The following is a 14,526-nucleotide window of genomic DNA, read 5'->3' as shown; positions in this document are numbered from 1 at the left end:
GGTTAACATTAACAACACACCACAACTATTATTTGCCAACCGATCTTGAACTAAAAACCAAAGAAACATGAAAAAAGTACTGCTGTTGATGCTGCTTATTGGCGGCACTGTGCTCACCACGTATGCACAAAGGGGACATGGACGTGGCCACGGATATGGACATGGGCGCGGACATGACCGTTATGATGATGACCGCTGGGAGAGATGCGAGCGACCCAGGAGAGTGTATGTACGCGACAGGTATGACTATGACTGCTACCCTCGTCAAAGAGTGGTATACGCCAGACCGGCTTACTACCCTGCTGTAATACCTGTTCCGGTACCAGCTCCGGTACGTTACTACCCATCAAGGCCAGGGGCCGTATTCCACGCGGGTGTTACCATCGTGAACTGATAACTGAAAATGGAATAAATGAGATGCCTCCCATATTTAAATGGGGGGCATTTTTTATTGCGGTGCGGGATGGTTACTTTTGTTGATTGGTAATAAGATTCAAACATGGCATATAAAAATCTCAGACACTTTATAGACACGCTGGAACAGGCAGGAGAACTGGTACGTATAAAAACTTATGTGGACCCTAAACTGGAAATCGCTGAAATAACAGACAGGGTCAGCAAATCGCCGGATGGCGGCAAAGCCCTGTTGTTTGAAAATACCGGTACCGACTTCCCTGTGCTGATTAATTCCATGGGCAGCTACAAACGTATGTGCCTGGCGCTGGGCGTGAGTGAACTGGACGATGTGGCCGGTGAAATTGAAAATCTCTTTAAATTATTATCCAAACCAAAGGAAAGTATACTTGATAAACTGGCCATGCTGCCAAAGCTCGGACAATTTGCTTCCTGGATGCCAAAGGTAGTAAGTGGAAAAGGCAGTTGCCAGGAAGTGGTAATGGCCAACCCGGACCTCAGCAAATTGCCGGTGCTTACCTGCTGGCCTAAGGACGGTGGTCCTTTTATCACCCTGCCCGTAATCCATACCAAAGACCCGCTTACCGGCACCCGCAACGTAGGCATGTACCGTATGCAGGTATTTGAAAAAGATATGACCGGTATGCACTGGCATAAACATAAGGTATCCGCCAAACACTTCATGGAATACAAGAAGCTGAATAAGCGTATGCCCGTTGCCGTAGTATTGGGCGGGGATCCCGTTTATACTTACGCTGCTACCGCCCCGCTGCCGGAAAACGTAGATGAATATATGCTGGCCGGCTTTCTCCGCAAGAAGAAAGTAGAGCTGGTAAAGTGTATCACCCAACCGGATATAGAAGTGCCGGCAGATGCCGATTTTGTGATTGAAGGTTATGTAGAACCGGCTGAAGACCTCATCTGGGAGGGCCCTTTCGGTGATCATACCGGGTATTACTCACTGGCCGACTGGTATCCTAAATTTCATGTCACCGCTATCACGCACCGTAAAGACGCCGTATATCCATCGACGATAGTAGGCATTCCGCCGCAGGAAGATGCCTGGATAGGCAAAGCCACCGAACGTATTTTCCTGGCGCCGATTAAAATGACACTCGTGCCTGAAATCATTAATATGGAAATGCCGGTGGAAGGCGTGTTCCATAACCTGGTGATTGCACAGATTAAAAAAGACTATGCCGGACAGGCGCAGAAAGTAATGAACGCCATGTGGGGCGCCGGCCAGATGATGTTTAACAAGATCCTGGTGGTAACAGACGACGGCACAAAGATCACAGACTATAAGCAGCTGGCGCAGTATGTCTTCCAACACCTGAACCCCGCTGCCGATATATACCTCAGCCAGGGGCCGATGGATGTACTGGATCACTCCTGTTCCAAAATGGGCTTTGGCGGTAAAATGTGTATCGATGGTACCCGCAAATATGAAGAAGAGCAGGACACCACCTTTATATCTGTTCCGGCGCCGCGGCAGCTGGATACAGCCGCCATCATGCAGCAGTTCCCGGAAATCAAAGGCATCAACGCTTCGCTGCTGCCACTGGATATTTCCTGTATCCTGGTGGCAGTGGAAAAGGCCCGTCCTTCGCATGTGAGGGAGCTGAATGAAAAGCTGTACACCTTACCGGCATTGGCGGGCATTAAAATGATCCTTTTCGTAGAGCATACCGTGGACGTAAGCGATCTTGCTTCTGCGTTATGGCGCTTCTGCAATAACCTGGACCCTAAACGTGACAGCTTTGTTGTTCGTATTCCTTCCGGGGAACCCGGTAAATATATTGGCGGCATTGGTATGGACGGCACCCTGAAAACCAGGCTGCTGGACAATTTTGAGCGCGATTGGCCCAATATCATTGTGGCCGACGATGCCACTATCCGGAAAGTGGATACCAAATGGCCTGAGCTGGGTATCGGACCTTTACTGACTTCTCCTTCTCTCAAATACAAACAACAGATTTATGGTGAAGAAGCGGTGGTACAACAGTAGTTACCTGCTGCTGATCCTTTTACTGGCCGGCAGCCTGCGGGCAGCCGGCCAGGTAAGTGCTGCCGACTTCCGTTTCCTGGATAAGCTGGAAGGCACCTGGAAGATGAACACCCGCAAAAGCACCATCGTGGAAACCTGGAGCCAGGTCAATGACTCTACCTGGAAAGGGAAAACCTGGCGGGTAGTAGGAGCGGACAGCGCCCTGCAACAATCCATGCAGCTGGTGAGAAGAGGAACCGGCATCTTTTATATTCCAGCCTATGAAGGGCAGGACAAACCCGCCACCATACACCTGAAACTGCGGGTTTTAAAAGCCATTGGTTTTGTTGCAGAAGACCTGAACAATGATTTCCCCAAAAAAATCACCTACCGTTTTAAAGACGCCAAACACCTCGACGCCCGCGTGGAAGGCGTGCGGGACGGCACCACCGAGGAATACATTTTCCAGTATACCCTCTCCCCGGAGTAAAGTTTCCCGATTGCGTAAATGATTTTCCCGCTTCGAGAAAGCGGAGTGCATTGCTGTACCTACTTTTGTGTAACACACACACGATACACAGCACCAAGATATTCTCAATAAAGCAATAATTTGAGTTGGTCGTACAAGTAATGCCGCCCCTGTTCACAGGGAGTGGCTTTTTTGTGCGGAGGGAGGGCGGCGCCTTCGGCGCCTTTTGTCTTGGAGCAGGATTACGCTGATTATGTTGATTACGCTGATTTTCCCACCTTTTGTTTAGATTTTTTTAGGGGAAGATGGGAATGATTTTTCTGCATTTTATTTGATTAGAAAAATTTTCCTGGTATTGTGATAAAAAAAATGGGAGATAGAAACAGAGATCTCTGTTTCTATCTCCCAAAATATTTAAAATAAAATGTGGGAAAATCAATCTAATCTCTCCCCAAAAAAATCTAAAACAAAAGGTGGGAAAATCAGCGTAATCAACATAATCAGCGTAATCCTGCTCCAAGACAAAAGGCGCCGAAGGCGCCGCCCTCCCTCCGCTACTTATGAATCTCCGATGTGAAGTTGAATTGAATGTCAGGGTTGTTAGTGCGCTCGGTGTTAAGGTACCATTCCGATTGCGCCAGGTATACGATATGGCCGTCCTTGTCCTCCACGATGTTGGAGGATTTGAAGCGGATGAATTCCTCGATTTTCTCTTTCGGACCGGTGAGCCAGCAGGCCTTGTAGAAAGGCAGGGTATTGAACTGGCAGGCGGCGCCATATTCCTGGAGCAGGCGGTACTGGATTACTTCGAACTGCAGGTCGCCCACACAGCCGATGATTTTGCGGTTGCCACCGTGCTGCGTAAATAACTGTGCCACGCCTTCGTCTGTAAGCTGGCGGATACCTTTTTCCAGCTGTTTTGTTTTCAGCGGATCTTTGTTCACCAGTTCCTTAAACAGTTCAGGAGAGAAGCTGGGAATACCGGTGATGTAAAAGTTTTCACCTTCCGTAAGGGTGTCGCCGATCTTGAAGTTGCCGGTATCAAACAGCCCTACCACGTCGCCGGGGTAGGCATCGTCTACTACGTTCTTTTCGCGGGCGAGGAAGCTGTAAGGGTTGCTGAACCTAACGTCTTTGTCTAAACGAACATGGTGATAGAATTTATTCCTTTCGAATTTACCGGAGCAAACGCGGAGGAAGGCGATACGGTCGCGGTGACGCGGATCGAGGTTAGCATGGATTTTAAAAATGAATCCACTGAACTTATCTTCGTTTACGTCTACTTCGCGGGTGGTAGCGGTGCGGTTACGCGGAATGGGCGCGATGTCCACAAAGGTATCCAGCAGGTCTTTCACGCCGAAGTTGTTGACGGCGCTGCCAAAGAAAACGGGCGCCAGTTTACCGGCGAGGTACTCTTCCCTGTTGAAGGTATCGTACACGCCTTCGATCAGTTCCACGTCGCCCCGCAGCTGTGCGGCATCTTTTTCATTGAAGTGTTCATCGATGTAGCTGCTGCTGAGATCTGTGAGCGGTACTACGTCTTCGTCCGTTGCTTTCTTGTTGGGAAGGAAGGCCACGAGGCTTTTATCGTACAGGTTGTAAACGCCTTTAAAGTCGCTGCCCATATTGATAGGCCAGCTGAGGGGTCTTACCCGGATGTTAAGTTTTTCTTCCAGTTCATCCAGGAGGTCGAACGGGTATTTACCATCGCGGTCCATTTTGTTGACGAAGATGATCACGGGCGTATCGCGCATGCGGCATACTTCCATGAGTCTTTCCGTTTGTTCTTCCACTCCTTTCACGCAGTCGATCACCAGTACCACGCTGTCTACGGCAGTCAGCGTACGGTAGGTATCTTCCGCAAAGTCCTTGTGACCGGGGGTATCCAGGAGATTAACGAGGATATCGCGGTATTCGAAGGTCATAACGGAAGTGGCTACGGAGATACCTCTTTGCCTTTCAATTTCCATGAAATCCGAAGTGGTGTGCTTCTTTATTTTATTGGACTTCACCGCACCGGCTGTTTGAATAGCGCCGCCAAACAGGAGGAATTTCTCTGTCAGCGTAGTTTTACCGGCATCCGGGTGAGCGATGATAGCAAAGGATTTTCTTTTACTGATTTCGTTAGCGTACTTCATAAATATCCGAAAAATGGCAGCAAAGGTAACTAAATTTTTTGTCCGGCTATATTTCGTGTTTATTGGCGCTGCCCGTGCCGATAAATCCGCTAAATTTGGAATATGATAGCAACCCTTAAAATATTATGGAATAGTTTCAAAATGGCGATGCAGGAGCTGCGGGTAAATAAGCTGCGCACTTTTTTATCGTTGTTTGGAATAACCATTGGCATCTTCTGTATCATCGCGGTATTTACGCTCACCGGTAGCCTGGAACACAATATCAGAAAGGATCTGGCTGACCTGGGCGACGATGTGGTATATATGCAGAAGTGGCCCTGGGGCGGTAATGGGGAATATCCGTGGTGGAAATATATGAACCGTCCGGAGCCGGAGTATAAGGACCTGAAACCTATACAGGACAAGGTGCAGAGCGCCAGTTTTGCTTCATTTAATTTTGAATCGGGCAATAAGAAGGTGGAATATGGGGATGATTATATGGATGGCGTGACGATGATGGCGGTGACGAACGACTTTGACCAGATACAGACCTTACAGATCCTGGACGGCCGTTTCTTTGCCAACAGTGAAAGTAACAGCGGCACCAATGTGGCGATCCTGGGCTTTACTATCTGGGATGGACTTTTCCCTTCGCCGGAAGCGGCTATGGGCAAGGTGGTGAAAGTAGCGGGGAGGGATGTAAAGATCATCGGGGTGTTGAAGAAGAAGGGAGAAAGCATGATTGGCGGGATCGGGTACGACAATGCCATTATACTGCCTTACCGGTTTGCCCGTACGGTAGTGGATGAGCGCCGGTTTGCGGACCCGTATATCCTGATAAAGGCCAAACCCGGTGTGAGTATGGATCAGCTGAAAGATGAGCTGAAAGGGGTGGTGCGCGCGTCTCACCGGTTAAGGCCGAAGGAAGAGGATGATTTTTCATTGAATGAAATCAGTACCGCCAACGACAGTTTGAACGCGATGTTTGCTGCGATCAATATGGGTGGGGGAATGATTGCGATTTTTGCGCTGATAGTGGGGGCTTTTGGTATTGCCAATATTATGTTTGTAACGGTAAAAGAGCGCACCAACATCATAGGGCTGAAAAAAGCCATAGGAGCGCGCCGGGGCATTATCCTGATGGAGTTTTTGCTGGAAGCGGTGAGTTTGTGTTTGTTGGGAGGAACTTTTGGCTTGCTGCTGGTTTATCTTCTTACAGTAATTATTAATCTGTCTGGTACCTTTGAGATGGTGCTGTCTGCCGGTTCTGTGATATTCGGGTTGAGCATATCTGCCCTGGTAGGGCTGCTGGCGGGCTTTATTCCTGCTTATACGGCCAGCAAGCTGGATCCGGTGGTAGCCATCCGCAGCAACTAAACAGGCATACGTAACAGGCAACAGCTTAGCTGTTGTACAGGCGGGGTTTTCCCGCCTTTTTTATTAATTTTGCGCCTTATGTCGGTTAAAATATTAGCTATAGAGTCGTCCTGTGATGATACAGGAGCAGCAGTCATTGTAGACGGGCAGGTGTTATCCAATCATATTGCCGGTCAGAAGGTACATGAGCAATACGGGGGCGTGGTGCCGGAGCTGGCTTCCCGCGCGCACCAGGAGAATATAGTGCCTGTGGTGGATATTGCCCTGAGAACCGCAGGGGTGAAGCGGGAGGAGCTGAGCGCGATTGCTTTTACCCAATCGCCCGGATTGATCGGTTCACTGCTGGTAGGCAGTTGCTTTGCCAAATCGATGGCGATGGCGCTGGATATTCCCCTGATAGGCGTGCATCATATGCAGGCGCATGTACTGGCTAACTTTATAGATGATCCCAAGCCGGACTTTCCTTTTTTATGCTTAACCGTGTCTGGTGGTCATACCCAGATCGTTTTATGTGAAAGTCCGCTTAGCATGCGGGTAATTGGTGAAACGCTGGATGATGCTGCCGGAGAGGCTTTTGATAAAAGTGCCAAAATATTGGGTTTGCCCTATCCCGGCGGCCCGTTGATAGATAAATATGCGCAGACGGGCAATCCGGCGCGCTTTAAGTTCCCCGAGCCCCGGATACCTGGTCTGAACTTCAGTTTCAGCGGATTAAAAACGGCTATTCTTTATTTCCTGCAGGAGAACCAGCAGAAAGATCCTGCCTTTATTGCGCAAAACCTGCCTGATATCTGTGCCTCCATCCAGCACCGTATTGTGAGTATATTACTGAACAAGGTGGTGAAGGCGGCTGAAGAAACAGGTATCCGCGATATTGCCATTGCTGGCGGCGTGAGCGCCAACAGTGGTTTGCGCACTGCTTTAACGGAATATGGCCGGCAACACCAATGGCGGACATTTATTCCTAAGTTCGAATATTGTACGGATAATGCGGGTATGATTGCCATTACAGCTTACTATAAATACCTGGCGGGTGACTTTGCGTCACTGGATGCGGTGCCTACTGCGAGAGCCGCTTTTTAAGTTCATTAACAAGGTTGGCTAAAAACGAACTGCTAATTGCTAAAATCCTATTCTAAATCAATAGTATATCGGTTTAGCTTTAAGTCGTGCTTTGGGATCGCCTTCGGCGATGTTAAATTGTCTTGGAGCAGGATTACGCTGATTTTATTGTTTTTTACATTACTTATTATCTATGAAGAGAATTTTTAGCATTTTACTGGCGCTTATTGTGGTAGGAAAGTTTGCGGTAGCACAGGAACCTGTGGCGCAAACGGAGTGGAAGAATCAGAAGTATTCCATGTTTATACACTGGGGCGCTATTTATTCCACGCTGGGAGGCGTTTGGGAGGGCAAGCCGGTTACGAAGGGATATAGTGAACAGATACAGGCGCATGCCGGTATTTACAGTGATACCTATGGAGACGTGGCCAAACAGTTTCACCCCGAACAATGGAATGCTGACTCAATTGTGCTGCTGGCAAAGGCGGCGGGTATGAAATCGGTGGTAATGACTTCCAAGCATCATGATGGTTTTTGCATGTTTCATACTGCGTATACAGATTATAATGTAGTGGATGCAACGCCTTTCAAACGGGATGTGCTGAAAGAATTATCGGATGCGTGCCACAGGCATGGGTTGAAGTTTGGGATGTATTTTTCTTTGATCGACTGGCATTTTCCACAGGCGTATCCTATTTCCAGCAGTAATAGTGATCCTATTACCCCCGAGCATCATGAATTCAATAAGAAGCAGGTAACGGAGCTGATGACCAACTATGGTCCGGTATCCGAGATCTGGTTTGATATGGGATCACTGACAGCGCAGCAAAGCAGGGACCTTGCTGATATCGTGCATCGTTTGCAGCCGGGTTGTATGGTGAGTGGCCGTTTGGGAAATGATGCCGGTGATTTTTGTGTAATGGGAGATAACCAGTATCCTGACTATAAGATTGCTTCCGCATGGCAAACGCCTGCCTCCGTGTATGATGAAACATGGGGCTATCGCAGCTGGCAGGAGCATGGCAAGGCGGAAGACAAAGCGCATGAAAAACTGGAGGGGCTGATTAAAGTGGTAAGCCGTGGCGGAAACTACCTGCTGAATATTGGCCCGCGTGGCGACGGTTCTGTGGTGGACTTTGAAAAAGAGGTGCTGCTGTTAAACGGCGCCTGGCTGAAACTCAATGGTGAAGCTATTTACAGCGCTTCTGCCAATCCGTTCGATACTACCTTTGCCTGGGGCGAAGTGACTACGAAGCCCGGAAAATTGTACCTGCATTTACTGCAGCAGCCGGAACATGGCACTATTATCTTACCAGGACTGAACAGTAAGATCAGCCAGGTAACCTTATTGAGCAATGGAAAGAAAGTACCCGTTAAAATATCTGCCAAAGATGGTAACACCTATCTCCGGTTACCCGCAGATTTTAAGCTCGCAGATAAAGACATTGCCGTGCTGGCAGTTGCCTGCAAAGGACCTGTGGCGATTACACCGGTTCACTTATTACATCATGCTACGCGTTTGAGCAGGGATAATGCTACGCCGTTATTCAGCTTCTCCGGTATTGATTATGAAAGCTATTACCGCAGTGAGGTGGGTGAGTTGTGGGCATTTACCACACCGCGCCCTGCTGCGTTGGAGCTGGTGTATAGCGATGCAGAGAAAGGCAAACGAATTTTGCTGACACTGAATGGCAGCACCAGGGAAGTGTTGCTGGATGGTGGTGTTACCAGTCCGCTGAAAAATGACCCGGCTTCCCTGCAGTGGGGACCAATGTACAGCGCGGGTCCTTTCTGGTCCGGTATTGATGGCACGCATGGAAGTGTGAAAGATATTGATCCGTCCAAACCCTGGCCCAATAAGGATAATGCTGCGTGGACACTGCACAGTGACTGGAAGAATGATGCACCTATTACATTAACCGCAGATAAAAGTGTGGCCAGTTATATTTTACAGGAGATCACGGCGCCGAAAGCCGGTGATTACCTGGTAAGTTTTAATAGCGGAGATGGTATTGCAGTATATCTGAACGGGGAAGAGCAGTTATTGCACAATAACCCGGAAAGGGGAGGTACGCAATCGGAAGTGTTATTATTATCTTTGAAAGAAGGAAAGAATCAGCTGGTGGCCAAATTCTACAGTCGTTTTGCGAAGCAGGCAGTAGTGGGCATCAGCCGTAATGTACCGCAGGTGTTATATGTTCAGCAGTTGCCGCAACGTACAGGCGGCAGCGGTAAAGTAGAAAACTGCGTGATCAGGCAGGCCAACCCGGTATCTGTGCACCGTAATTTACGGATGCCTAACCTGGCGGTGGTGTTAGATTCAAAATAAAGATGGCAAATACATTTTTTAAATTTAAACAGTTTACGGTTCACCAGGAGCATTGCGCCATGAAAGTTTGTACAGATGCCTGTATACAAGGGGCTTTCACAGCACAGTACCTGGCGGACAACGATATAACGGCGCCGGCTATACTGGATTTAGGCGCCGGTACCGGCCTGCTGAGTCTTATGCTGGCGCAGCAGGTAGATGCTGAAATCACAGCGGTGGAACTGGACGCCGGAGCCGCTCACCAGGCCATACAGAATTTTGAAGAATCGCCCTGGGCGAACCGTTTAACCCTAACCCCGGCAGGATATACGAAAACTGGATGGGTTGGTGAAGTATGACTTTATTATCAGCAATCCACCCTTTTATGAGCGTGCGTTGAAGAGTGGGCAGGCGGAGAAAGACCAGGCCATGCATGCCACCAACCTGAGCTACCAGGAATTGATTGCGGCAGTCGACCAGCAATTGGCGGCGTCGGGAGAGTTGTCGGTGTTACTGCCTTATACTGCCTTTGAGGGTTTCCGTGTATTGGCGCAGGCAGCAGGGTTGCATTTGAAGCAGGCGTTGTATATCCGGCAGAGTGTGAACCATGGCTTTTTTCGGACCGTGGGTATTTTTTCGAGGAAGCCGGTGAATACTGTGATCAGCGAACTTTCCGTGTATGATGCGGAGCATGTATATACGCCTGGATTTATCGCCTTATTACGGCCATATTATTTATACCTGTAGATTTTTTGTATTTTGGCACTCTATTTATCCTGATATGCTTCGAGTAGCCAGAATTTGTTTGGTGTTTTTATTGTTGCCCGTTATTGTGCATGCCCAGAAAGAGATCAATATCTGGTACTTTGGATATAATGCCGGGCTTAACTTCAACACTACCCCTGCCACCGTTCTTACTGATGGACGAACTTACACCCGCGAAGGGGTAGCCACCATTTGTGATGGCGCCACCGGGAAATTACTTTTTTATACAGAGGGATCTACCGTTTGGAATGCCCAACATGGCATTATGCCCAATGGAACTGGTCTCATGGGCGACCCATCCAGTGTGCAGTCGGGTATTGCCGTACCATTTCCGGGACATCCGGGGCAGTATTACCTGTTTACTACAATGACCAATAAAGGGTTCCGTTATAATATACTGGATATGGCGCTGGATAACGGTAAAGGTGATATCATTCCTTCCACCAAGAATACCCCGTTGCTGAGTAATAGTCAGAGTACGGAGAAAATGGCGGCTACCCGGCATTGTAACGGGAGGGACTATTGGGTAGTAACGCATTCCGCCAATACCGCTACCTTTCATGTATACCTGCTTTCCCCTGCCGGATTATCTGCTGCCACTACTTATACAACTGGTGCAGTTATTCATCCGGGAGGCTGGGAAGAAACCGGTCATATCAAGTTTTCGCCTGACGGCGGCACTATGGTGCATTCCCTGGGATCTATCCGTCAGGGCGCTATGAGCGTGGTAGATTTGCTGAAGTTTAATAACAGTACAGGCGTGATCAGTCCTCCTTTTGCTTCGCTCAATATTATTTTCCCACTTGGCATTGAATTTACTATCAGCGGGAAGCTGCTGTACGTAGTGAGCATGAACTATCTGAATTGGGGTAAGTTATACCAGTATGATTTGAGGGCGCCCAACATCAATGCTTCCCAGCAAACAATAGTCACCAATACGGATGATATCCAGATGGGCGGACTTCAGATGGGGCCTGACGGGCATATTTATATGGGGTATGAGCAGGGATACTACGGGGGATACCGGTATGTGGGTATGATCCATAACCCGGAGGTGAGGGGTGTAGGTTGTAATTTTGAACGGGATGCGATAGATATGGAGCCTCCCGGCACCGGGCAACACAGAACTTCGGTGTCCTTTCCCACATTTGTAAATAGCTTTCTTTATTTTCCTGCGGACTTTACTGCATCGGACCTCTGTAGTCGTAGCCCTGTTTTCAGGCTGAATAATGAAGTAGATGTAACGAGTATATTGTGGGATTTTGGAGATGGAACTACTTCTGCCGACCTGTCGCCCCGGCATACATATGCCATCGAAAAAAAACATACCGTAAAAGTAAAGGTAACGCGTCGATGCAGTACTGATGAGAAAATACAGGATATCATCCTTGGCAGTAAGATAGAGGAAAGTGTTACAAAAAGTATTTGCAGTAACGTCACTTATACGCTGCCGGATGGCAGGGAAGTGAGTACCGCCGGCGTTTACGTTAGTACGCTGAAAAGATTGAGCAATGGTTGCGACAGCATTATTAACACCACCTTAAAAATATTGCCGGTATATCAGTTGACGGAGAAAGTGACTATCTGCAGCGGACAGGAGTACCAGTTGCCTGATGGAAGAAAGGTAAATAGTTCTGGTAGCTATACATCTTCCCTGAAAACTTACCAGGGCTGCGATAGTATCATTACCACTGAACTGTATGTGCCGGAGAAGAACTATCTGCAGGATGCAGTTATTTGTGAGGGCGATAATTACCGCTTACCGGATGGGAAGGTGGTGACTGCTGCGGGCATCTATAACAGTATTCTTACGTCCTCGGCGGGCTGCGACAGTGTTATTATCACAACACTGGTGGTGAATCCGGTTTATACTGCCGCGGAATCCATTAGCATTTGCGATGGTGATACTTACCGCTTGCCGGATGGCCGGACTGTAAGTATTACGGGGCAGTATACTTCCCGTTTCAAGAGTGATAAAGGATGTGACAGCATTATTGTTACAAACCTGCAGATGCAATCGCGTTATAATATTGCGAAGACTGCTATTACCTGTGAGGGAGAACCTTATATATTACCGGACGGGCGGTCAGTGAGGGTTTCCGGTACGTATGTATCTTCGTTCGCTTCCTATCATGGATGTGATAGCATTATTACCACCCGGCTTACTGTAATGCCTGTTTACAGCCAGGAAAAATATGATACCATTTGCAATGGACAATTTTATACGCTGCCTGACGGCAGAAGTGTGAGCAGTACCGGGCGTTATGTGAGCGCATTGTTTACTACCAGTGGCTGCGATAGTACGGTTATTGTGTACCTGGCATTAAAAGAGAAGCCGCAGGTAATGCTTGTCCCTGAAGTGTGCTTGTTTTCCGGCCGGCCAACCGTTATAACGTTGGTTCCGGGATACGACAAATATGAATGGCAGAGCGGATTTTCCGGGAATGTTTACGCCATCCGTTACCCGGGTATTTACCGGGTGGCTGTTTCCAATGAATGCGGTGTGGTTAACCTGCAAACGTTGGTGAAGGAATGTGCTTCTGACTTGTATGTCCCTAATGCATTTACGCCGAATGGTGATGGGCTGAATGATGTGTTCAGGCTTCGTCAGCCGAACGGACAGGTATTGCTGGAGTTTAGAGTATTTGACCGTTGGGGCGTGGAAATATTTTCCACGACTAACCTGTTGCAGGGATGGGATGGTACATATAAAGGGCAGTTGCAACCGGTGGGAGCCTATGTATATTTCATCCGTTATAAGAACATTGATGGGATAGAAAAACAGCTGAAAGGCGCTGTTAACCTGTTGCTATAGCGCTCCTTTTGCATAGTCTTCGAGGTAAGCATACCTAGCGGTTAGTTTGCCATTAGCGACGATCGTTGCATTACTGATCATCTCGCTGTTTGTTTGCAGTAGCTCATCAAAAACATATTTCATCAGCTGGTCCCCGAAATACTGTGAGGCGTCCCGCGGCAGTTCGTTGGGGAGATTGCTTACGCACATCATGTCTACCGTTCCGGGGAGATAAGGTTCTGTTTGTTCCATCTTATCTTTTGTAACGCCGTACACGGGGCTTTCGATGGTACTGTCGCCGAGGTTGCAGGGAATGGAGCCGTTGGTATCGTCTGTGATATCGGCGATGACCTGTATGCGGAAGTTTTCTTTTTTCAGATCATCTGCCTGGAAGAGCGGCGGGATTTTCTGGTCCCAGTAGATCCCGTTCATGAGTATATCACTTACGGTCACATAGGGAAGGAAGCGGCATTCGTATGCTTCCGGATGTGCGTGGAAGTCGGCCCGGCTGTATGTTTTATCATCTTTCCGCAGATAGAGTTCGCCTGCTTTCAGTTGAGTATATACCGGGTAGGAATAAGTATTGATCAGGTATTCTTCCGGCGGAAGATATTTGATACCTAGCAGGCCCATGATTTCCAGTGCGCCGGCGGCTACCCGTCCCGAGCCGGTGATTACTATTTTCAGCGGAGGCAGTTTGATGCCGAAGTAATGATTGATGAGTTCCTGGAAGTCGTGGCACGTGTGCACTCTTTTAAAATGAAAGGACTGTGTTTTTTCCCCGTATGCCATCAGGCCGTTATGCGCGCCTACGATACCTGCAAAGAAGCCGAAGCCCAGGATTCGTTGTCCGTCGGGGTGTACGAGGCATTCATAATCTATCAGTGTGATATTTTTTTCCAGGATGGTTTGCAGCATGTGTTGATTATGCGGCTGTTTCTTTTTGGTGTGGCTGAAGAAGAGGTATGTTTTTCCTGCGATCAATTTATCGGTGGGAACCTCTTTGATGCCCAGCAGGGTGGTGCAGTGGGAGAGGTCTTCCTCCAGCGGGACGCCTGCTTTTTCGTATTCATCGTCTTTGAAGCATCGTAACGGGGATGGTTGTACGTAGATTTGAACCCGTGGAAAATGTTGCATGATCCATTGGCATTGTTTGGGTGTAAAGGCTACCCTGTTATCATGCGGGTGTTTTTCTTCCCTGATAAGTCCGATGTGTATCTTGTTTTCCATCTT

The 14,526-nt window shown here is 48.4% G+C and carries 11 protein-coding genes; 9 read left to right on the top strand and 2 right to left on the bottom strand.

The features are described from left to right. The first annotated feature begins 67 nt into the window (after positions 1-67). From QFZ48_RS29475 to QFZ48_RS29465, 3 genes are all read left to right on the top strand, one after another. A complete protein-coding gene (locus tag QFZ48_RS29475) occupies positions 68-394 on the top strand; it encodes a hypothetical protein (protein ID WP_429065041.1) in 327 nt (108 codons plus the stop codon). Positions 395-499: 105 nt separating this feature from the next. After that, a complete protein-coding gene (locus QFZ48_RS29470) occupies positions 500-2,422 on the top strand; it encodes a menaquinone biosynthesis decarboxylase (protein WP_429047253.1) in 1,923 nt (640 codons plus the stop codon). After that, positions 2,394-2,891, top strand: coding sequence for a DUF6265 family protein (locus QFZ48_RS29465; RefSeq protein WP_429047256.1), 498 nt, complete (start codon positions 2,394-2,396; stop codon positions 2,889-2,891). The genes QFZ48_RS29470 and QFZ48_RS29465 overlap by 29 nt, the downstream gene beginning before the upstream one ends. Before the next feature lie 533 nt (positions 2,892-3,424). Here the strand turns inward: QFZ48_RS29465 and QFZ48_RS29460 are convergent. Continuing rightward, entirely contained in the window at positions 3,425-5,008 is a 1,584-nt protein-coding gene (locus QFZ48_RS29460; protein ID WP_370909935.1) for a peptide chain release factor 3, read from the bottom strand. A gap of 102 nt (positions 5,009-5,110) precedes the next feature. On the opposite strand from QFZ48_RS29460, the gene QFZ48_RS29455 reads away from it, so the two are divergent. The 6 genes from QFZ48_RS29455 to QFZ48_RS29430 all read left to right on the top strand — a co-directional run bounded on the left by QFZ48_RS29455 (position 5,111) and on the right by QFZ48_RS29430 (position 13,314). After that, positions 5,111-6,364, top strand: coding sequence for an ABC transporter permease (locus tag QFZ48_RS29455; RefSeq protein ID WP_429047260.1), 1,254 nt, complete (start codon positions 5,111-5,113; stop codon positions 6,362-6,364). A 78-nt stretch (positions 6,365-6,442) separates the two neighbouring features. Next, complete coding sequence (tsaD, locus tag QFZ48_RS29450) at positions 6,443-7,447, top strand: tRNA (adenosine(37)-N6)-threonylcarbamoyltransferase complex transferase subunit TsaD (RefSeq protein ID WP_429047262.1); 1,005 nt, start codon at positions 6,443-6,445, stop codon at positions 7,445-7,447. A 172-nt stretch (positions 7,448-7,619) separates the two neighbouring features. After that, positions 7,620-9,755, top strand: a complete 2,136-nt coding sequence (locus QFZ48_RS29445; protein WP_429065039.1) for an alpha-L-fucosidase — start codon at positions 7,620-7,622, stop codon at positions 9,753-9,755. 2 nt (positions 9,756-9,757) lie between these two features. Continuing rightward, positions 9,758-10,093 carry a methyltransferase domain-containing protein gene (locus tag QFZ48_RS29440; protein ID WP_429065037.1) on the top strand — a complete coding sequence of 112 codons (336 nt, stop codon included), beginning with the start codon at positions 9,758-9,760 and terminating at the stop codon, positions 10,091-10,093. Further along, on the top strand, positions 10,083-10,481 hold the full coding sequence (locus QFZ48_RS29435) for a hypothetical protein (RefSeq protein WP_429065035.1): 399 nt from the start codon (positions 10,083-10,085) through the stop codon (positions 10,479-10,481). The genes QFZ48_RS29440 and QFZ48_RS29435 overlap by 11 nt, the downstream gene beginning before the upstream one ends. Positions 10,482-10,515: 34 nt before the next feature. Continuing rightward, positions 10,516-13,314, top strand: coding sequence for a gliding motility-associated C-terminal domain-containing protein (locus QFZ48_RS29430; protein ID WP_429065033.1), 2,799 nt, complete (start codon positions 10,516-10,518; stop codon positions 13,312-13,314). On the opposite strand, the gene QFZ48_RS29425 is transcribed toward QFZ48_RS29430, so the two are convergent. After that, positions 13,309-14,523: an NAD(P)-dependent oxidoreductase gene (locus QFZ48_RS29425; RefSeq protein WP_429047269.1), complete on the bottom strand. Its 1,215-nt coding sequence runs from the start codon at positions 14,521-14,523 to the stop codon at positions 13,309-13,311. The two genes, QFZ48_RS29430 and QFZ48_RS29425, sit on opposite strands and share 6 nt — an antisense overlap. Positions 14,524-14,526 lie beyond the last annotated feature (3 nt).

It is taken from the genome of Chitinophaga sp. W2I13, from assembly GCF_050434005.1.
Lineage (GTDB): Bacteria > Bacteroidota > Bacteroidia > Chitinophagales > Chitinophagaceae > Chitinophaga.
This window is presented reverse-complemented; position numbering and strand designations above follow the sequence as displayed.

Excerpts from the sequence above, each read along its gene's own strand:
- QFZ48_RS29430 (WP_429065033.1), top strand. The coding sequence starts at position 10,516 with ATGCTTCGAGTAGCCAGAATTTGTTTGGTGTTTTTATTGTTGCCCGTT.
- QFZ48_RS29455 (WP_429047260.1), top strand. The coding sequence starts at position 5,111 with ATGATAGCAACCCTTAAAATATTATGGAATAGTTTCAAAATGGCGATG.
- QFZ48_RS29440 (WP_429065037.1), top strand. The coding sequence starts at position 9,758 with ATGGCAAATACATTTTTTAAATTTAAACAGTTTACGGTTCACCAGGAG.
- QFZ48_RS29460 (WP_370909935.1), bottom strand. The coding sequence starts at position 5,008 with ATGAAGTACGCTAACGAAATCAGTAAAAGAAAATCCTTTGCTATCATC.
- QFZ48_RS29445 (WP_429065039.1), top strand. The coding sequence starts at position 7,620 with ATGAAGAGAATTTTTAGCATTTTACTGGCGCTTATTGTGGTAGGAAAG.
- QFZ48_RS29425 (WP_429047269.1), bottom strand. The coding sequence starts at position 14,523 with ATGGAAAACAAGATACACATCGGACTTATCAGGGAAGAAAAACACCCG.
- QFZ48_RS29465 (WP_429047256.1), top strand. The coding sequence starts at position 2,394 with ATGGTGAAGAAGCGGTGGTACAACAGTAGTTACCTGCTGCTGATCCTT.
- QFZ48_RS29475 (WP_429065041.1), top strand. The coding sequence starts at position 68 with ATGAAAAAAGTACTGCTGTTGATGCTGCTTATTGGCGGCACTGTGCTC.
- tsaD (WP_429047262.1), top strand. The coding sequence starts at position 6,443 with ATGTCGGTTAAAATATTAGCTATAGAGTCGTCCTGTGATGATACAGGA.
- QFZ48_RS29470 (WP_429047253.1), top strand. The coding sequence starts at position 500 with ATGGCATATAAAAATCTCAGACACTTTATAGACACGCTGGAACAGGCA.